The sequence below is a fragment of the Pseudomonas sp. TE4620 genome (assembly GCF_056279045.1).
On sequence record NZ_JBWBQO010000001.1, the window covers coordinates 5,348,710 to 5,365,974 of the forward strand.

Annotated in this window: 18 protein-coding genes; 13 read left to right on the top strand and 5 right to left on the bottom strand. The window is 62.5% G+C overall.

The window, feature by feature from the left end:
* Positions 1-170: 170 nt before the first annotated feature.
* The 5 genes from ACZ9A3_RS24835 (at position 171) to ACZ9A3_RS24855 (ending at position 4,359) form a co-directional block, all read left to right on the top strand.
* Positions 171-956, top strand: coding sequence for a MetQ/NlpA family ABC transporter substrate-binding protein (locus ACZ9A3_RS24835; RefSeq protein WP_045201774.1), 786 nt, complete (start codon positions 171-173; stop codon positions 954-956).
* A gap of 452 nt (positions 957-1,408) precedes the next feature.
* Complete coding sequence (locus ACZ9A3_RS24840) at positions 1,409-2,074, top strand: amino acid ABC transporter permease (RefSeq protein WP_038997719.1); 666 nt, start codon at positions 1,409-1,411, stop codon at positions 2,072-2,074.
* Complete coding sequence (locus tag ACZ9A3_RS24845; protein ID WP_093377382.1) at positions 2,055-2,714, top strand: amino acid ABC transporter permease; 660 nt, start codon at positions 2,055-2,057, stop codon at positions 2,712-2,714. The genes ACZ9A3_RS24840 and ACZ9A3_RS24845 overlap by 20 nt, the downstream gene beginning before the upstream one ends.
* Complete coding sequence (locus tag ACZ9A3_RS24850) at positions 2,711-3,484, top strand: amino acid ABC transporter ATP-binding protein (protein ID WP_258595817.1); 774 nt, start codon at positions 2,711-2,713, stop codon at positions 3,482-3,484. Before ACZ9A3_RS24845 ends, ACZ9A3_RS24850 begins: the two co-directional genes overlap by 4 nt.
* Positions 3,481-4,359 carry a transporter substrate-binding domain-containing protein gene (locus ACZ9A3_RS24855; RefSeq protein WP_045201781.1) on the top strand — a complete coding sequence of 293 codons (879 nt, stop codon included), beginning with the start codon at positions 3,481-3,483 and terminating at the stop codon, positions 4,357-4,359. Before ACZ9A3_RS24850 ends, ACZ9A3_RS24855 begins: the two co-directional genes overlap by 4 nt.
* A gap of 93 nt (positions 4,360-4,452) precedes the next feature.
* On the opposite strand, the gene ACZ9A3_RS24860 is transcribed toward ACZ9A3_RS24855, so the two are convergent.
* A complete protein-coding gene (locus ACZ9A3_RS24860; RefSeq protein ID WP_258595819.1) occupies positions 4,453-6,816 on the bottom strand; it encodes a penicillin acylase family protein in 2,364 nt (787 codons plus the stop codon).
* Positions 6,817-6,900: 84 nt separating this feature from the next.
* On the opposite strand from ACZ9A3_RS24860, the gene ACZ9A3_RS24865 reads away from it, so the two are divergent.
* Entirely contained in the window at positions 6,901-7,449 is a 549-nt protein-coding gene (locus ACZ9A3_RS24865) for a sugar O-acetyltransferase (RefSeq protein WP_093377375.1), read from the top strand.
* On the opposite strand, the gene ACZ9A3_RS24870 is transcribed toward ACZ9A3_RS24865, so the two are convergent.
* Positions 7,446-8,015: a DUF6436 domain-containing protein gene (locus ACZ9A3_RS24870; protein ID WP_093377366.1), complete on the bottom strand. Its 570-nt coding sequence runs from the start codon at positions 8,013-8,015 to the stop codon at positions 7,446-7,448. The two genes, ACZ9A3_RS24865 and ACZ9A3_RS24870, sit on opposite strands and share 4 nt — an antisense overlap.
* A gap of 98 nt (positions 8,016-8,113) precedes the next feature.
* Here ACZ9A3_RS24870 and bipL point away from each other — a divergent pair, with 98 nt between their 5' ends.
* Positions 8,114-9,055: a phospholipase BipL gene (bipL, locus tag ACZ9A3_RS24875; RefSeq protein ID WP_195885428.1), complete on the top strand. Its 942-nt coding sequence runs from the start codon at positions 8,114-8,116 to the stop codon at positions 9,053-9,055.
* Here the strand turns inward: bipL and ACZ9A3_RS24880 are convergent, their stop codons facing one another.
* Positions 9,056-9,805, bottom strand: a complete 750-nt coding sequence (locus ACZ9A3_RS24880) for a DUF2059 domain-containing protein (RefSeq protein WP_045201792.1) — start codon at positions 9,803-9,805, stop codon at positions 9,056-9,058.
* Between the two features lie 114 nt (positions 9,806-9,919).
* Here ACZ9A3_RS24880 and ACZ9A3_RS24885 point away from each other — a divergent pair, with 114 nt between their 5' ends.
* Positions 9,920-10,552: a 2OG-Fe(II) oxygenase gene (locus tag ACZ9A3_RS24885; RefSeq protein ID WP_045201793.1), complete on the top strand. Its 633-nt coding sequence runs from the start codon at positions 9,920-9,922 to the stop codon at positions 10,550-10,552.
* Position 10,553: 1 nt separating this feature from the next.
* Complete coding sequence (locus ACZ9A3_RS24890) at positions 10,554-11,036, top strand: 2-thiouracil desulfurase family protein (protein ID WP_195885429.1); 483 nt, start codon at positions 10,554-10,556, stop codon at positions 11,034-11,036.
* A 67-nt stretch (positions 11,037-11,103) separates the two neighbouring features.
* Here the strand turns inward: ACZ9A3_RS24890 and ACZ9A3_RS24895 are convergent, their stop codons facing one another.
* Positions 11,104-11,871 carry a transporter substrate-binding domain-containing protein gene (locus tag ACZ9A3_RS24895; protein WP_045201800.1) on the bottom strand — a complete coding sequence of 256 codons (768 nt, stop codon included), beginning with the start codon at positions 11,869-11,871 and terminating at the stop codon, positions 11,104-11,106.
* Positions 11,872-12,096: 225 nt separating this feature from the next.
* Here ACZ9A3_RS24895 and ACZ9A3_RS24900 point away from each other — a divergent pair, with 225 nt between their 5' ends.
* On the top strand, positions 12,097-12,573 hold the full coding sequence (locus ACZ9A3_RS24900; RefSeq protein ID WP_045201806.1) for a DUF4399 domain-containing protein: 477 nt from the start codon (positions 12,097-12,099) through the stop codon (positions 12,571-12,573).
* A gap of 56 nt (positions 12,574-12,629) precedes the next feature.
* Here ACZ9A3_RS24900 and serA read toward each other — a convergent pair whose 3' ends face one another.
* On the bottom strand, positions 12,630-13,859 hold the full coding sequence (serA, locus tag ACZ9A3_RS24905) for a phosphoglycerate dehydrogenase (RefSeq protein ID WP_045201808.1): 1,230 nt from the start codon (positions 13,857-13,859) through the stop codon (positions 12,630-12,632).
* Positions 13,860-14,031: 172 nt separating this feature from the next.
* Between serA and ACZ9A3_RS24910 the strand changes: the two genes are divergently transcribed.
* The 3 genes from ACZ9A3_RS24910 (at position 14,032) to ACZ9A3_RS24920 (ending at position 17,220) form a co-directional block, all read left to right on the top strand.
* Complete coding sequence (locus ACZ9A3_RS24910; RefSeq protein ID WP_045201810.1) at positions 14,032-15,429, top strand: FAD-binding oxidoreductase; 1,398 nt, start codon at positions 14,032-14,034, stop codon at positions 15,427-15,429.
* Positions 15,430-15,470: 41 nt separating this feature from the next.
* Positions 15,471-16,136, top strand: a complete 666-nt coding sequence (locus tag ACZ9A3_RS24915; protein WP_476253225.1) for a fumarylacetoacetate hydrolase family protein — start codon at positions 15,471-15,473, stop codon at positions 16,134-16,136.
* Positions 16,137-16,287: 151 nt separating this feature from the next.
* Positions 16,288-17,220, top strand: a complete 933-nt coding sequence (locus tag ACZ9A3_RS24920; protein ID WP_213602750.1) for an SdiA-regulated domain-containing protein — start codon at positions 16,288-16,290, stop codon at positions 17,218-17,220.
* Positions 17,221-17,265 lie beyond the last annotated feature (45 nt).

Consider the following 17,265-nt stretch of genomic DNA (forward strand, 5'->3'; position numbering starts at 1 on the left):
GTATGGGGTGCATGGCGGCGTCCGTTGAAAATGGCATAAGCAGCAAAATAAAAGATATTGTTCTGGTATAAAAAATCTAGGTATTGTCCGCTTCAAGCCAGCTAGCAAAGTGCTGGCAACCCCCATCTTCGCCGTCGCCCGATGGCCATGTATTCGAATAAGGACTGCGCATGAAAAAGGCTCTGTTGTTGACTGCTCTGGCGGCCGCTCTGTCGGTTGCAGGTTTTGCCCAGGCGGGCGAGAAGCTGGTAGTTGCCGCTACCCCGGTACCGCACGCGGAAATCCTCGAGCTGATCAAGCCGACCCTGGCCAAGGAAGGTGTGGACCTGGAGATCAAGGTATTCACCGACTACGTGCAGCCTAACGTGCAGGTCGACCAGAAGCGCCTGGACGCCAACTACTTCCAGACCCTGCCGTACCTGAAGAACTTCAACGAAGGCAAAGGCACCCACCTGGAAACCGTGATCGGCGTGCACGTCGAACCCTTCGGCGGCTACTCGAAGAAGGTCAAGAGCCTGAGCGAACTGAAGGAAGGCGCTACCGTTGCCATTCCTAACGAAGGCAGCAACAGCGGTCGTGCCCTGCTGCTGTTGCAGAAGGCTGGCCTGATCACCCTGAAGGATCCGAAGAACGCCCTGGCGACCCCGAAAGACATCGCCGAGAACCCGAAGAAGCTGAAGTTCCGCGAGCTTGAATCGGCCATGCTGCCGCGTGTGCTCGATCAGGTCGACCTGGACATGATCAACACCAACTACGCCCTGGAAGCCGGCCTGAACCCGGCCAAGGACGCCCTGGTGATCGAAGGCGCCGACTCGCCGTACGTGAACTTCCTGGTGGCCCGTCCGGACAACAAGAACAGCGACGCCATCCAGAAGCTGGCCAAGGCCCTGACCAGCCCTGAAGTGAAGACCTTCATCGAGAAGAAATACAGCGGCGCGGTACTGCCGGCGTTCTAAGAGGCTACACACACACACATCCTGTGGGAGCGGGCTTGCGCGATGCGATCTACCAGTCAAATCGCATCGCGGGTCAACCGTGCTCCCACAGTGCTTTCAATTCCCCGCATTGACCGCCCGGCGCAATGCCGTCAGCCACTTGATCAGTTCTTTTGCATCGAGAGTGGGGGCGCTATTCATCCTTTGTCTTCCTTGTTGGTGTGATGGGTCGACAGCGCTTGGATGGCATTTTCAGCAGAAAGATCCCGTCACCGCCAAGGATTTCGCAGGTTAGCTGTTTGGGTGATATCAATATGCAATAAAGGTATTTAAAGAAATATTTTTATACCTTTAGAGTCTACCTATTGTGCTCACCCGCACTGACAACCCCTGTGTAGAGCCGCCCGTTTACCCTCGGGCCGGTCCGAGATCCTGTCCATGTCGCATCGTCATCGTCTGCCGAGGCTCACTCCATGAGCTTCGACTTCGCCTTTATCCTTAGCACATTGCCAGCCTTTCTCAAGGCGGTGGGCGTCACACTGCAAGTCGGCCTGATCGCCATCGGTACTTCGCTGCTGGTGGCGCTGGTCAACGCCGCGATTCTGGTTTACCGCACGCCGTACCTGCAGCGCCTGGTCAAACTCTACGTGGAGCTGGCGCGCAACACGCCGCTGCTGATCCAGCTGTTCTTCGTTTACTTCGCCTTGCCGGAACTGGGCCTGAAGATTTCCGGGTTCGCCGCGGCGATCATCACCATGACCTTCCTCGGCGGCGCCTACCTCACCGAGGTGCTGCGCGCCGGTGTCGAGGCGGTGCCGGTGGCGCAACTGGAGTCCGGCCGCTCGATCGGCCTGTCGGAAGGCCAGTTGCTGCGCCATGTGATCCTGCCGCAGGCGGGGATCCTCAGCCTGCCGGCGCTGTTTGCCAACTTCATCTTTTTGCTCAAGGAAACCACCGTGGTCTCGGCGGTGGCGGTGCCAGAGATCCTCTACACCACCAAGAGCTACATCGCCCTGTATTACAAGACTTACGAGATGCTCGCGGTGCTGACGCTGATCTGCGTGCTGTTGTTCCTGCCTTTGTCGCTGCTGCTCAGCCGCCTGGAACGGAGGCTGCAACATGGCCAGTTCGGGTCTTGAGTTGTTGCTGGTGTCTTTGCCGCAACTGGGCAAGGGCGCTGCGCAAACCCTGGCGATTTCGGCGCTGAGCATCCTCTTTGCCACCCTCGGCGGCGTGCTCTACGGCGTGCTGGCGACCTTGGGCAAACGCAGTGTGAACCTGCTGCTGCGCATCTACCTGGAGCTGTTCCGGGCGATTCCGGTGCTGGTCTGGTTGTACCTGCTGTTCTTCGGCCTGCCGATTTTCTTTGCCGTGAGCATCCCAAGCTTCTGGTGTGCGGTGCTGGTGCTGTCGTTGTGGGGCGCCAGCGAAGTGGGCGAGGTGGTGCGCGGGGCGCTGCAGTCGTTGCCGCGCGGGCAGCGTGAAGCGGGGCTGTCGATCGGCCTGTCCGGCGCGCAGCTGTATGGCTACGTGCTGCTGCCCCAGGCGCTCAAGCGCATGACCCCGCCGACCATCAACATCTACACGCGGATCATCAAGACCAGCTCGCTGGCGGTGCTGATCGGCGTGGTCGATGTGATCAAGGTCGGCCAGCAGATCATCGAACGCACCTACGAGTCGGTGCTGATCTACGGCGCGCTGTTCCTGTTCTTCTTCTTCATTTGCTACCCGCTGTCAGCCGCCTCGCGCGCGCTGGAGCGTCGCTGGACACACGCATGAGCGCACTGATCGAGTTCAAGGGCTTCAATAAATTCTTCGGCGAGCAGCAGGTGCTCGACCACGTCGACCTGCAGGTGCGCAGCGGTGAAGTGGTGGTGATCCTCGGCCCCAGCGGCTGCGGCAAGAGCACTTTGCTGCGTTGCCTCAATGGCCTGGAAAGCGCCCACAGCGGCAGCCTGCGCCTGGCCGGTGAAGAGCTGCTGACGCCTGGCACCGACTGGCGCCAGGTGCGCCAGCAGGTCGGCATGGTGTTCCAGAGTTATCACCTGTTCGGCCACATGAGGGTGATCGACAACCTGCTGCTCGGCCCGCTCAAGGTGCAAAAGCGCGAGCGCCGCGAGGCCCAGGCCCAGGCCGAAGCCCTGCTGGCCCGGGTTGGCCTGCTGGACAAGCGCGACGCCTTCCCGCGCCAGCTTTCCGGGGGCCAGCAGCAACGCATCGCCATCGTCCGCTCGCTGTGCATGAACCCGCAAGTGATGCTGTTCGATGAAGTCACCGCAGCGCTCGACCCGGAAATGGTCAAGGAAGTGCTGCAAGTAATCCAGGGCCTGGCGCGCGACGGCATGACCCTGCTCATCGTCACCCATGAAATGGCCTTCGCCCGCGCGGTGGCCGACCGCATCGTGTTCATGGAGGCCGGCAGGATCCTTGAACAGCGCGACCCCGAGAGCTTCTTTACGAACCCGCAGAGCGCACGCGCGCAGCAGTTCCTGGAGAAATTCTCCTTTGTTGAAAGCCTGCCCAAAACACCCGCAAAGGAATTGTCATGAAAACTGCCAAGACGTCGAAACTGCTGTTGTCCCTACTCGGCCTGGCCTTGCTGGCCGGCTGCAACAAGGCTGAAGAACCGGGCAAGCCGGCCGCCGCTGGCGCCGCCCCAGCCACCAGCTACCTGGAAACCATCAAGGCCCGCGACAAGCTGATCGTCGGCGTCTTCACCGACAAGCCGCCATTCGGCTTTGTCGATGAGGCCGGGCGCTATGTCGGTTTTGATACCGACATCGGCCGCCAGTTTGCCAAGGACCTGCTCGGCGACGAGAACAAGGTCGAGTTCGTGGCGGTCGAGCCTGCCAGCCGTATTCCGTTCCTGCAAAGCGACAAGGTCGACCTGATCCTGGCCAACATGACCGTGACCCCGGAGCGCAAGGAAGCGGTGGAGTTCACCAACCCCAACCTGCGGGTGGCCGTGCAGGCCCTGGTGCCGGAAGGCAGCAGCGTGAAAAAACTCGATGACCTGGCCGACAAGACCACCATCGTCACCACCGGCACCACCGCCGATATCTGGCTGACCAAGAACCATCCGGACTGGAAGCTGCTCAAGTTCGAGAAGAACACCGAGTCGCTGCAGGCCCTGGCCAGTGGTCGTGGTGATGCCTATGCCCAGGACAACCTGATCCTGTTCAGCTGGTCGAAACAGAACCCGGGCTACCGCGTGCTGGAAGAAAAACTCGGTGAGGAAGCGCCGATTGCACCGGCGGTGAAGAAGGGCAACATCGAGCTGCGCGACTGGGTCAACGCCGAACTGGCGCGCCTGGGCGAGCAGAAGTACCTGCTCAAGCTGTATGACCAGTATGTGCGCAAGGAACTGAGCGATGACACCAAGCCTGAGAGCGTGATTGTCGAAGGCGGTAACTGGCAGGGCTGATCAATCGCGGGGCAAGTCGGGTCGCCGCACCGCCGCTCCCATCAGTGTCGGTAGGAGCGGCGGTGCGGCGACCCGACTTGCCCCGCGAAGCTTTCAAGGCACCAGCTTCAAGGTGCTCTGCGCCGGAATCACCCCCATCTGCGCCTTGTGGTAGCGGCCCTCGATATAGTCCTTGGCCTGGTCGCCATAGTGGCGGTCAAACAACACCCCGCTTTGCCCGACCGGGTTGATGGTCAGGGCCTGGCCGGCATCGGCAAAGTCGATCAGGCGCCGGGTCGATGGCCCATAGGTCACCGGCCATGGCGCCGGGCCGATTTTCGCCGACAGGTTGTTGGGCACTTCATGGCTGCCCGGCGCGGCGAACGGGCCGACGTTGAACAACAGGTTGAGCGGCTTCTGCAGCCCCAATGGGTGGTTGTGGGTCAGGGTGTGTGCCTTGCCCCATTGCCAGCCTGCCGGGTCGTTGCCGAAGGTCTCGCGCAGGTGCGCCAGGGTGTTGCCCCAGGCCTGCTTCACCGCTGCGGTGCGATCGCCTTGCTCGCTGCTGCCCTGTTTGCCCCACCAGGGTGAAGCGACGTCGGCCGCCAGGCGCGGCAATGCGGCGTCGATGGCGCGGGTGCTGATCAGGGTCTGGAACCAGGTGTCGCCCAGCTCGTCGTGCAGCGCCGCGTAGGCCAGTTCGTAGAGGAACTGGTTGAACAGCGTGGCACTGACCGAGTCCACCGGATAGTCACCATTCCACGCCGCCAGTTGCTCGACCAGTTCCTTCTCCTGATCGCCCTCGGCCACTTCGCGTAGCACTGCCAGTAGCGGCGCCAGGGTGCGCGGGCCGTAATCGGTGGCGGTGTCCAGTTGCAGCGCCTGGCTGTTTTGCTGGTCCCACTTGATCTGCGGGTCGGCCAGGTGCTGGTTCAGGCGCTGGCCACGGTCGGCCAGGTTGTAATAGCCCGGCACCGGTATGTTCGCTGGCGGCTGGAAGTTGGCCGAGACGATGTAGCCGCTGGCCGGGTTCTGCGCCTGCGGGTTGGCGCTGAAAGGATAGAAACCGAGCTTGTCGGCCTGCGCCGTACTGCCATCGAGAATGAAGCCCGGGTTGACTCCGGCAGGGCGAATCGGCAACTGCGCCGCCGCCCACCAGCCGATATCGCCACGGGCGTTGGCCCAGATCAGGTTGAGCCCGGGTGCCTGGATCTTCGCCGCCGCGGCGCGCATCTTGTCGAGGGTGTCGGCACGGTTGACCTGGTAGAAGCCATCGAGGATCGGGTTCTCGGTCTCCAGGAACGCCCACCACACGGCAATCGGCGTCGGGCCCGCCATGTCGCCCAGTACCGTGTTGACGATCGGCCCATGGGGCGAGCGGCGCAGGGTGATGTCCACCGGCGCCTCATTCTTCACCGCGATCTGTTCGTGGGTCTGGCTCAGGGTTTGCCACTGGCCGTTGATCTTCACTTGCTCGGGGTTGTCGGGGTTGACCTGTTCGGCGATCAGGTCGACGTCATCGTTCTGGAACATGGTCAGGCTCCAGCCGAAGTCGCGATTGTGCCCGAGTGATGCGAAGGGGTTCAGCGCCTGGTGATAGCCGTAGAGGTTGAAGCCGGGCGCGCTCAGTTCCGCCTCGTACCACACCGATGGCACGGCGAAACTGATATGCGGGTCGCCGGCCAGCAGCGGCTTGCCGCTGCGCGTGCGGCTGCCGGCAATGGCCCAGGCATTGCTGCCTTCGTATTGGGGAATGCCGGCATCGCCCAGGGCTTGCTGGCTGAGCTGCGCAAGCTGCTGCAGGCTTTGCCAGTCGCTGGCGGCCAGGGCTGGCGTGCTGGCCAGGGCGCCTTGCGGGTTCCAGTCGAGGTCGAAGATCTTCAGGTAGTCGGCGCCCAGCTGGTCACGGATATAGGTCAGCGCAGGCTCGGTGCGGAACGCTGCGGCAAAGCTGTAGGCCATGTAGCCGGCGATGCTGATGGTGTCCTGGGCGGTAAAGGGCCGTGGCGAGATGCCCAGCACGTCGAACTCCATCGGCTTGGGATGGCTGTCCTGCCAGGCGTTGACGCCCTCAAGGTAGGCCTGCAGGGCCAGCCAGGCGGGCGAGGTTTTGTCCTGGCGTTCGACGTAAAGCTCGGCCTGCTCGCGAATGCGCAGGCTGCGGAACAGGGTGTCGGTAGCGACCAGTTTGCTGCCAAGGATCTCGGCCAGCTCGCCACGGGCCAGGCGGCGGATGATCTCCATCTGGAACAGGCGATCCTGGGCATGCACATAGCCCAGGGCACGGTACAGGTCGGCCTCGTTCTGCGCCTGGATATGTGGCACGCCGCGGGCGTCGTAGCGCACATTGACCGGTGCCTGCAGGCTGCTCAGGGTAACCTCGCCCTGGCGTTGCGGCAGCTTGCCGTGCACGTACCAGTAACCGCCGCCGGCGGCCGCGGCGATGACCACGGCGAGGAAGGTCAGGCTGCGCTTCATCGTGACTCCTTGTGCTTTTTAGCGGATCGTGTGGTCCGATCATCGAGGTAAAGTCGGACAGAGGATAGCCCCAAAGGAGGGAAGATGAGTCTCAGTGAAAAGCAGAAGATGCTCAGCGGCCAGCTCTATCACGCCAGCTGCCCGCAGCTGCAGGCCGAACAGATCGCCAACAAGCACTGGATGCAGCGCTACAACAACAGCGCCGAGCTGCTCAATGAGCAGCGCCATGGTTTGCTGGTCGAGCATTTCGGCAAGGTCGGTGACGGCGCGGTGATTCGCCCACCGTTCTATTGCGACTACGGCTACAACATCAGTGTCGGCGCCAATGTGTTCATGAACTTCAACTGCGTGATCCTCGACGTCACCCCGGTAAGCATCGGCGATGACTGCCAGATCGGCCCGGCGGTGCAGATCTACACCGCCGACCACCCGCTGGACCCGGCGCTACGCCGCAGCGGCCTGGAAAGCGGGCGGCCGGTGAAGATCGGCAGCAATGTGTGGATCGGCGGCGGCGCGATCATCCTGCCGGGGGTGACGGTGGGCGACAACGCGGTGATCGGCGCCGGCAGCGTGGTCACCCGCGATGTGCCGGCGGGTGCCACCGTGGTGGGCAACCCTGCGCGGGTGCGCTAGGGCTGCCAGGGGCAGTAGCAGCCCACCGCCATGGTGTGCGTGGCGCTGACGGCGCGGCCCTGGCTCAGGGCGAGCAGGATCGGCTCGATGAAGCTGTTGCTGGAGTTGCAGGTGGCGCCTTCGCTGTAGGGGCCGAAGTAGGCCAGTTGGCCGTTACGGTCCCAGATCGCCACGCCGGGGGTGGCCGGCAGGTGTTCGGCGCCGGGCAGCTCGCCCAGCGGTTTGAGCGCACTGAGGGTGGCAGGCAGTTGGCCGCGGGTGCCGGGTTTTTGCACCACGTAGAACTCCACGCCTTGGGGGGCGAAGTGCTCGATCAGCTCGCCCAGGTGCTGCTGGTTGCCGACGTTGCACGGGCAGGCCGGGTCCCAGAAGTGCACCAGGCGGATCGGGCCGGGGCCGGCAATGCCCGCCGGCAGTTGCAGGCGGTCGCCGGAGAACAGCGCGGTCTGGTTGTCGAAGGTGCGCAGGTAGCGGCTCTGAAAACTGTCGTAGGCCCACCACAGGCCGGCGCCGCAGAGGGCGGCGAGCAACAGGCCAAGCAGGGTACGCAGGGGCGAGCGGGGCATGTCGGCAGTGTCCGAAAAAAGTCGCTTAGCTTGCCATGCCGGCGGCGACAGATGAATATCACAGGTCAATAACCCGCTTTTGTGTCTGGAATTCTTTTATGCCCGCGTCATTTCAGCCCGACTCCCTACGTGCCAGCCTGACCTCCCTGGCGGCGCGGCAGCCGCTGTCGACGCAGGGCCAGGCCTATCAGCGCTTCTACGGGCTGGATCTGCCCGCCCGCGAAGAGGCCCCGCAGAGCTGGCTCGGGCGCTTCGACGCCGCAGGTTTCGAGGTGGTCGGCCAGGTGTGGCTGCCGGCAGCGCCAGTGGCAACGCTGATTCTGCTGCATGGCTTTTACGATCACATGGGCCTGTACCGGCATGTCATCGACTGGGCGCTGGACCAGCACTATGCGGTGATTTCCTGCGACCTGCCGGGGCACGGGCTGTCCAGCGGCGAGCGGGCCAGCATCGATGATTTCAGCGCCTACCAGCAGGTGCTGCATGCGTTGTTCGAGCAGGCCCGCAGCCTTGAGTTGCCGCAGCCCTGGCACCTGTTCGGGCAGAGCACCGGTGGCGCCATCGTCGTCGACCATCTGCTGCATCACGGCGCCCAGAGCCCGGCCCAGGGCGAGGTGATCCTGCTGGCGCCGCTGGTACGGCCACGGGCCTGGCGCTGGTCGAAGTTCAGCTACCGGGTGCTCAAGCCGTTCGTCAACGGCATCGAACGGCGCTTTAGCGAGAACAGCAACGACCCGACCTTCTTGCCGTTCCTGCTGGCCGATCCGCTGCAGCCAAGGCGCCTGCCGACGGCCTGGGTCGGGGCGCTGCTCGATTGGGTCAAGCGTATCGAGGCGGCGCCGCTCAGCCCGCGCCAGCCGCTGATCATCCAGGGCGAATGCGACATGACCGTCGACTGGCCGTACAACCTCAAGGTGCTGGGGGAGAAGTTCGCCGCGCCGCGGATCCTGATGATCCCCGAAGCGCGGCATCACCTGGCCAACGAGCTGCCGGCGATTCGCGCGCGCTATTTCGAGTTCATCGACCAGCGCCTGGGCTGATCACTTCAGCTGCGAGGTTTCCTGGCCCACCGCAAGGCCGGCGCGGATCGCCGCCAGGGCCGCCTTGTAGTAAGCCTTGCCTTCAGCGGATTCGGCAAAGGTGGCGAACTCTTCAAGCTCGGCGTCGGACAGGTCTCGATAGACGTACAGCAAGGTGTTGTTCAGCTCGCTGCCGATCTGCTCCATCAAACGCTGGCGCTGGCCGTCGAGCAGGCCCTGGGCCTGGCCGCCACCGAGCAGGCCGGGGATCATCTGGCTAAGGCTGTCGGCGGCGACCCCGGCAATCGCCAGGCTCACTTCGGCACCGGCTTCACGGGCCGGCAGGGCCTGGGCCAGGTGGCCGATGATCAGCAGGCGGTTGTCGCTGGCCTGGACCTTGGGCAGGCCCTTGGCATTCTTGGCCAGCTGGTCGCGACGGGTGGCGAGCAGTTCGGCGGCGACGATCTTGCGCCCCAGCGGCGACTGGAAGAACGCCAGGGCCGGCGCTGGATCGCTGAGATTGGCGCGCAATTGGGCCTCGGCGCGTTTATCCACGGCCTGGGCCTGGAAGCGCTGATTGCTGTTATTGACCAGCGCCTGGTAAACCGCAGGCGGCAGGCTGTTGCGATAGCGCTGCTGGGCGGCATCGAGGGCATCGGTAAAGTGGGCGCGCTGCTCGGGCCAGCCGGCGACCTTGTAGAGTTGGTCGAGGCTGTCTGCCCAGACAGGCGTGGTGCAGATCATCATCAGCAGTAAAAACAAACGGCGCATTCAGGACTCCTGTCGGCAGGGCGCTATTGTCCTTGCCATGGCGGGGCTTTGTCGAGAAGCCATTGCATACTCTCGGCCAAGTGGCGCTGTCGGATTTCGCAGCAGATCGATACTATGCGCGACATGCACATATCCCCTGATGACCCCCTGCTGTTGCGCATCGTCGACGACCTGGCCACCCGTGGCTGGTCGCAGCAAGATACCTTTCTTCCAGAGCCTCTGACCCTGGCGCTGGCGGCCGAGTGCCGCAAACGCGCCGCCGAGGGCGAGCTGGAACCGGCAGCCGTGGGTCGGGGCGTTGCCCAGGAGGTCCGCGAGGGCATCCGCGGCGACCGCATCCAGTGGCTGGAGCCCGGCCAGGCCGAGCCTTGCGACCACTACCTGGCACTGATGGACAGCCTGCGCCTGGCCCTCAATCGCGGGCTGTTCCTCGGTCTTGAGGACTTCGAGTGCCACTTCGCCCTGTATCCGCCGGGCGCCTTTTATCGCAAACATCTTGACCGCTTTCGCGACGACGACCGGCGCATGGTTTCGGCGGTGATCTACCTCAATGAAGGCTGGCAGCCCGAACATGGCGGCCAGCTACGCATGACCCTCAAGGGTGATGTCGAGCACGACGTGCCGCCGATTGGCGGTTGCCTGGTGATATTCCTTTCCGGCGAAGTCCCCCATGAGGTGCTGCCGGCCCATCGCGACCGCCTGTCGTTGACCGGCTGGTTCCGCCGCCGTGGCAACGAGCCGTTCTGAGATGCACAAGGTCCTGGTCAGTGCCTGCCTGCTCGGCCAGCCGGTGCGCTATGACGGACGCGCCAGCGGCCATCCGGAATTGCTCCAGCAGTGGCAAAACCAGGGGCGCATCGTGCCTTTGTGCCCTGAAGTGGCCGGCGGCTTGCCAACGCCACGGCCACCGGCGGAGATCCCCGGTGGCCAGGGCGCAGCGGTGCTCGAAGGTGACACGCAGGTACTGACCGTCACGGGCGAGGATGTCAGTGTGCAATTTCTGGCCGGTGCGCAGCGGGCGCTGGAGCTGGTGCGGCGGCATGGCATCCGTATCGCGGTGCTCAAGTCAGGCAGTCCTTCGTGTGGCAATCTGCTGACTTATGACGGTACCTTCAGTGGCACCAAAGTCACCGGCGAAGGGGTGACTGTGGCGTTACTGCGCCGGGAAGGGGTGCAGGTGTTCAGTGAGCTGGAGCTTGAGGCGGCAGAGCAAGCCTTGAAACAGCTTTAACACCATCGCGGGGCAAGCCCGCTCCTACCGGGCCCGGTGGGAGCGGGCTTGCCCCGCGAAGCTTTTGTTACTTCGGCGGCTTGCTCGCATCCATCCCGAACCACTTCTGCGACAGCTCGCTCAAGCGGCCATCGGCCTTGATTCGCTGCAGGGCGTTGTCCACAGCGCTCTGGAACGCCGGGTTTCCCTTCTGAAACGGAATCGCCAGGGTCAGGATCGGGCCAACGGTGGCCCCCTTGCTCACCGCTTGCTGGCTGTCGCGGATGGCATAGGGCACCAGCAAACGGTCGCTGATGGCGGCATCGATCTGGTCGCTGGCCACGTCTTTGATCGGCTGCATGGCATCCGCGTAGCTGCGCAGGTCCACGCCTTCGACCACCCGCGCCTGTTCGGCGAACTGGCTGCCCTGGACCACGCCCAGGCTATGGCCCTTGAGGGCCTGGAGGGAACCCAGCGGGCGCTTTTCTTCCTTGCGCACGATCAGTTGGGCACTGGAATACGCGTAGGGCTCGCTGAAATCCAGGCGCTCCTTGAGCTCAGGGGTAGCGGCGATGTGGTTGATGGCGATGTCGTAGCTGCCGCTTTCAACGCCTTGCAGCAGGTCTTTGGCTTCAACCACGACAAACTCGGCGCGCACATCCAGTTCGTTGGCCAGCAACTGTCCAAGCTCGACTTCGAAGCCGCTCAGCTTGTCGTTTTCCTTGAAATTGAACGGCGCCATGTTGGCTTCTACGGCAATGCGCAGTTCACCGCGGTCGTTGACGTCGTCGATCAGCTCGGCCTGTGCCCATGGGCTGAGCAGGGTGGCAAGTAGTACCCCAATGGCAAAACGCATTTAAGCCCCTTGAATGCTTGGCAGTGAAATCGAGTCGCCGCGACTTTCTGGTGTTGTCACGGTCGAACACAACTTAAGACCACGTCAGGTGGAGGATGTTTAACGGGCGGCGAAATTTTTCTGTCACCGTTGTTAAACATGTTTTGACGCATTTGGACTATGGTAATCCACCGTTGCCGTTCGTTCAGTGGCAAGGGTTATTGAAGTAAAACACAGGAGAAGTGAATGAAAAGCCTATTTTCGCGTGCAGCCGTCGCCGGATTGCTGATGGGGGTCTCGGCCTTTGCCGCTGCCGCCGATGGCCTGAAAAGCCAGGAGCCGCCAAAAGCCGCCAAGGTCTTCATCGTTTCCCCGGCCGATGGCGCCACGGTCGACCAGACCTTCACCGTCAAATTCGGCATCGAGGGCATGGAGCTCAAGCCGGCGGGTGATCAGACCCCGCATAGCGGCCACCACCACTTGCTGGTGGACGTCGATCAAGAACCTGCAGCCGACCAGGTACTGCCAACCAGCCTGCTGCCGGAAAACAACGCGCCGCTGGCGGCGGGCCCGCAAGTGCTGCACTTCGGCAAGGCACAGACTGAAGTAAAACTGACCCTGACCCCGGGCAAGCACACCCTGCAACTGGTGCTGGGCGACAAGTTCCACGTGCCGTTCAAGCCAAGCGTCGAGTCGAAGAAGATCACCGTTACCGTCAAGTAAGGCGGGCATAAAAAAGGGAGGCCATCACGGCCTCCCTTTTTTGTCGCACGGAAAACTTAGAACAGAACGCGGGAACGGATGGTGCCCTTGATCTGTTGCAGTTTTTCTTGCGCCAGGTCCGAGTACTCGGCGTCAACGTCGATCACCACGTAACCGACTTTCTCGTTGGTCTGCAGGAACTGACCGGAGATGTTGATCCCGTTTTCGGCGAACACTTTGTTGATTTCGCTGAGTACACCCGGGATGTTTTCGTGGATGTGCAGCAGGCGGTGTTTGCCCGGGTGCGCCGGCAGGGCCACTTCAGGGAAGTTGACCGACGACACGGAAGTACCGTTGTCGCTGTACTTGACCAGCTTTTCGGCCACTTCCAGACCAATGTTGGCCTGGGCTTCAGCGGTGGAACCGCCGATGTGCGGGGTCAGGATCACGTTGTCCAGGCCACGCAGCGGGCTTTCGAATTGCTCGTCGTTGGAGCGCGGCTCGACCGGGAACACGTCGATGGCGGCGCCAATCAGGTGCTTGTCCTTGATCGCCGCAGCCAGGTGATCCAGTTCGACCACGGTACCGCGGGCGGCGTTGATCAGGATCGAGCCCTTCTTCATCGCGCGGATTTCTTTCTCGCCGATCATCCACTGGGTGGATGGCAGCTCAGGCACGTGCAGCGAGACGATGTCGGCCAGGCCCAGCAGTTCGTTGAGGCTGGTGACCTGGGTCGCGTTGCCCAGTGGCAGCTTGGTCAGCGGGTCGAAGAAAAACACCTGCATGCCCAGGCTCTCGGCCAGGACCGACAGTTGCGTGCCGATCGAGCCGTAGCCGACGATGCCCAGCTTCTTGCCGCGGATCTCGAAGGAGTTGGCCGCGCTTTTGATCCAGCCGCCACGGTGGCAGGAAGCGTTTTTCTCGGGGATGCCGCGCAGCAGCAGGATCGCTTCGGCCAGCACCAGCTCGGCCACCGAGCGGGTGTTGGAGTACGGCGCGTTGAACACGGCGATACCGCGCTCACGAGCGGCGTTCAGGTCAACCTGGTTGGTACCGATGCAGAAACAGCCGACAGCGACCAGTTTCTTGGCGCAGTCGAAAACCTCTTCGGTCAGTTGAGTGCGCGAGCGGATGCCGATGAAGTGGGCATCAGCGATCTTTTCTTTCAGCTCAGCGTCGGGCAGAGAACCGGTGAGGTACTCGATGCTGGTATACCCGGCGGCCTTGAGGACGTCCACGGCGGATTGGTGGACGCCTTCGAGAAGAAGGAACTTGATCTTGCTCTTATCGAGAGAAGTCTTGCTCATCTGCGTAAACCTGTGTCCCGGAGAAAAATGGCAGGGAAGTGAAGCTCTCGCAGCATCGGCCTGAAGCACGATCAGCGGGGGGCGTATGCTAGCATGAGTACCCCCCGATACGCCCATCCCTGGGACGTGAAGAGTGCTCAGGGTGACTATGAATAGTTCGAGAGTTCTATCGATGACCGATTCTGCGCTGATTGATGAGCTGATGACCCTGGTAGAGCCCGGCAAGGTGCTGACCGATGCCGCCTCCCTTGAGGCTTACGGCAAGGACTGGACCAAGCACTTCGCCCCCGCGCCCTCGGCCATCGTCTTCCCCAAGAGCATCGACCAGGTCCAGGCCATCGTGCGCTGGGCCAACCGGCACAAGGTCGCCCTGGTGCCGTCGGGCGGTCGCACCGGGCTATCAGCTGCAGCGGTGGCGGCCAATGGCGAGGTGGTCGTGGCATTCGACTACATGAACCAGATTCTCGATTTCAACGAGTTCGACCGCTCGGTGGTCTGTCAGCCGGGGGTGGTTACCCAGCAGCTACAGGATTTTGCCGAAGACAAGGGCCTCTACTACCCAGTGGACTTTGCCTCGGCAGGTTCCAGCCAGATTGGCGGCAATATCGGCACCAATGCCGGCGGGATCAAGGTTATTCGCTACGGCATGACCCGCAACTGGGTGGCCGGCCTCAAGGTCGTCACCGGCAAGGGCGACCTGCTCGAGCTGAACAAGGACCTGATCAAGAACGCCACCGGCTACGACCTGCGCCAGCTGTTCATCGGCGCCGAGGGCACCCTGGGCTTTGTGGTCGAGGCGACCATGCGCCTGGATCGGGCGCCGAACAACCTCACGGCGATGGTCCTCGGTACCCCGGATTTCGACTCGATCATGCCGGTGCTGCACGCGTTTCGCGCCAAGCTCGACCTGACAGCCTTCGAGTTCTTTTCCGACAAGGCCCTGGCCAAGATCATGGGCCGTGGCGACGTGCCGGCACCGTTCGAAACCGACTGCCCGTTCTATGTCTTGCTGGAGTTCGAAGCCAGCAACGAAGAGGTGGCCAATGATGCCCTGGCCACTTTCGAGCACTGCGTCGAGCAGGGCTGGGTGCTCGACGGCGTCATGAGCCAGAGCGAGCAGCAACTGCAGAACCTGTGGAAGTTGCGCGAGTACATCTCCGAGACCATCTCGCACTGGACCCCGTATAAGAACGACATTTCCGTGACCGTGTCGAAAGTACCGGCGTTTCTCAAGGATATCGACGCGATCGTCGCCGATAACTACCCGGACTTCGAAGTGGTCTGGTACGGCCACATCGGCGACGGCAACCTGCACCTGAACATCCTCAAGCCCGACAACCTGAGCAAGGACGAGTTCTTTGCCAAGTGCGCGACGGTCAACAAGTGGGTGTTCGAGACCGTCGAGAAGTACAACGGCTCGATCTCTGCCGAGCATGGCGTCGGCATGACCAAGCGCGACTACTTGACCTACAGCCGTTCGCCGGTCGAAATCGAATACATGAAAGCAGTGAAGGCGGCGTTCGATCCTAACGGGATCATGAACCCGGGCAAGATCTTCGCGGTCGAGTAAGCCACAGGCACAAGAGCATCCAATAGCGCCAGGAGTCGGTAATGAGCTATCAGCACCAGTATGTAGACGGCACGCGTATTCACTTTCCGCTGGGCAAGGTGGTGTGCATCGGGCGCAACTATGCAGAGCACGCCAAAGAGCTGGATAACCCGATCCCGAGCGAGCCGCTACTGTTCATCAAGCCGGGCAGTTGCGTGGTGCCGCTGGACAGCGGCTTCAAGATCCCGACCGAGCGTGGCTCGGTGCACTACGAGACGGAAATTGCCGTATTGCTCGGCAAGTCGCTGTCTACCAGCCCCACCGAAGAAGAAGTGCTCGACGCCATCTCCGGCTTTGCCCCGGCCCTGGACCTGACCCTGCGCGACCTGCAGGCGCAACTCAAGGAAAAGGGCCTGCCGTGGGAGCGCTCCAAGTGCTTCGATGGCGCCTGCGTGCTGCCGCCGTTCGTGCCGGTCGGTGCCTTTGAGGACCTGACCGACATCGGCATCCGCTTGACCCTCAACGGTGAGGTGCGCCAGGACGGCAACAGCGCGCTGATGCTCAACCCGATCGTGCCGATGATCCAGCACATGGCCACGCAATTCTCGCTGCTGGCCGGCGACGTGATCCTCACCGGTACCCCGGTTGGCGTCGGCCCGCTCAACCCCGACGACCAACTGGTGCTCGAACTGCCAGGCGTCAGCCGTTTCGAAAGCCAGGTGCTCTGAACCACCGACGTGGCAGCCAGAAATACTGGCTGCCATACTGCCCGTCGGCTTTTGCCATTTTTTTCACAATCGATCCGGATAATGCTTGCGGACCTGGCTCTGCGAAATGTGCCGGTACGGTGTTATCAACTGGCAAAAAGAGCACAAATCCATGGCCACTCCTCTTCCTTCGAGCAATTCCCTGCCGCCTGCGCGCAAGCGTGGCCTGGCCCTGCGCTGGTCCACCTGGCTGGTGGCCGCGGCGATCATCGGCTATGGCGTGGCGATCGCCATGCATTGGGATGACCGTGGCCTGCTCTGGTTGCAGGAGCGTTTCGAAAGCCAGAGCGAGCAACAGGCGAGCATCTGGTTGCCGGACTACCAGGTCGATATCGATGCCAAGGTATTGCCGGGCATGGAGGACGATGAAGCTTCAGACCTGTCCTACAACCCGGTGAGCAAAACTCTGTTCGCGGTCATGGGCAAGAATCCCTTTCTGGTCGAACTGACCCTTGACGGCGACGTGCTGCGCAAGATGCCCCTGGTGGGCTGGAGCAACCCCGAGGGCGTGGCCGTGCTTGAAGGCGGGCGCCTGGCGATCGTCGACGAGCGCGATCACAAGATGACCATCGTCACCCTTGCTGCCGACACCAAGTCGCTGAACATCGCCGATTTCCCCCAATACGACCTCGGCCCCTCGGCAAACCAGAACAAGGCCTTCGAAGCCGTGGCCTGGGACCCTCTGCAGCAGCGCATCATCCTCGGCGAAGAGCGGCCGCCGGCATTGTTCACCTGGAAAAGCGACGGCCACAGCCCGCTGACCGGCGACAAGCAGCCGCTGCCAAGCGACGAACTGGACCTGCGCAACCTCTCGGCGCTGGGTGTCGACCCGCGCACCGGGCATCTGCTGGTGCTGTCGGCTGACTCCAACATGCTCCTGGAGCTGGACGAGAAGGGCGAGCAGGTCAGCTTCATGACCCTGCTGGGCGGCTTCAACGGCCTGAAGAAGCGAATTCCGCGCGCCGAAGGCGTGGCGATGGACGAACACGGCACGCTGTACATCGTCAGTGAGCCGGACTTGTTCTATCGTTTCAAAAAGCCGTGATTTCAGACTTTTCCTACGTCAGGATTTAAGTTTCGCTTCAGTTGA

Excerpts from the sequence above, each read along its gene's own strand:
- serA (WP_045201808.1), bottom strand. The coding sequence starts at position 13,859 with ATGAGCAAGACTTCTCTCGATAAGAGCAAGATCAAGTTCCTTCTTCTC.
- ACZ9A3_RS24845 (WP_093377382.1), top strand. The coding sequence starts at position 2,055 with ATGGCCAGTTCGGGTCTTGAGTTGTTGCTGGTGTCTTTGCCGCAACTG.
- ACZ9A3_RS24870 (WP_093377366.1), bottom strand. The coding sequence starts at position 8,015 with ATGCCCCGCTCGCCCCTGCGTACCCTGCTTGGCCTGTTGCTCGCCGCC.
- ACZ9A3_RS24840 (WP_038997719.1), top strand. The coding sequence starts at position 1,409 with ATGAGCTTCGACTTCGCCTTTATCCTTAGCACATTGCCAGCCTTTCTC.
- ACZ9A3_RS24915 (WP_476253225.1), top strand. The coding sequence starts at position 15,471 with ATGAGCTATCAGCACCAGTATGTAGACGGCACGCGTATTCACTTTCCG.
- ACZ9A3_RS24920 (WP_213602750.1), top strand. The coding sequence starts at position 16,288 with ATGGCCACTCCTCTTCCTTCGAGCAATTCCCTGCCGCCTGCGCGCAAG.
- ACZ9A3_RS24880 (WP_045201792.1), bottom strand. The coding sequence starts at position 9,805 with ATGCGCCGTTTGTTTTTACTGCTGATGATGATCTGCACCACGCCTGTC.
- ACZ9A3_RS24835 (WP_045201774.1), top strand. The coding sequence starts at position 171 with ATGAAAAAGGCTCTGTTGTTGACTGCTCTGGCGGCCGCTCTGTCGGTT.
- ACZ9A3_RS24910 (WP_045201810.1), top strand. The coding sequence starts at position 14,032 with ATGACCGATTCTGCGCTGATTGATGAGCTGATGACCCTGGTAGAGCCC.
- ACZ9A3_RS24865 (WP_093377375.1), top strand. The coding sequence starts at position 6,901 with ATGAGTCTCAGTGAAAAGCAGAAGATGCTCAGCGGCCAGCTCTATCAC.
- ACZ9A3_RS24895 (WP_045201800.1), bottom strand. The coding sequence starts at position 11,871 with ATGCGTTTTGCCATTGGGGTACTACTTGCCACCCTGCTCAGCCCATGG.
- ACZ9A3_RS24860 (WP_258595819.1), bottom strand. The coding sequence starts at position 6,816 with ATGAAGCGCAGCCTGACCTTCCTCGCCGTGGTCATCGCCGCGGCCGCC.
- ACZ9A3_RS24855 (WP_045201781.1), top strand. The coding sequence starts at position 3,481 with ATGAAAACTGCCAAGACGTCGAAACTGCTGTTGTCCCTACTCGGCCTG.
- bipL (WP_195885428.1), top strand. The coding sequence starts at position 8,114 with ATGCCCGCGTCATTTCAGCCCGACTCCCTACGTGCCAGCCTGACCTCC.
- ACZ9A3_RS24850 (WP_258595817.1), top strand. The coding sequence starts at position 2,711 with ATGAGCGCACTGATCGAGTTCAAGGGCTTCAATAAATTCTTCGGCGAG.
- ACZ9A3_RS24890 (WP_195885429.1), top strand. The coding sequence starts at position 10,554 with ATGCACAAGGTCCTGGTCAGTGCCTGCCTGCTCGGCCAGCCGGTGCGC.
- ACZ9A3_RS24885 (WP_045201793.1), top strand. The coding sequence starts at position 9,920 with ATGCGCGACATGCACATATCCCCTGATGACCCCCTGCTGTTGCGCATC.
- ACZ9A3_RS24900 (WP_045201806.1), top strand. The coding sequence starts at position 12,097 with ATGAAAAGCCTATTTTCGCGTGCAGCCGTCGCCGGATTGCTGATGGGG.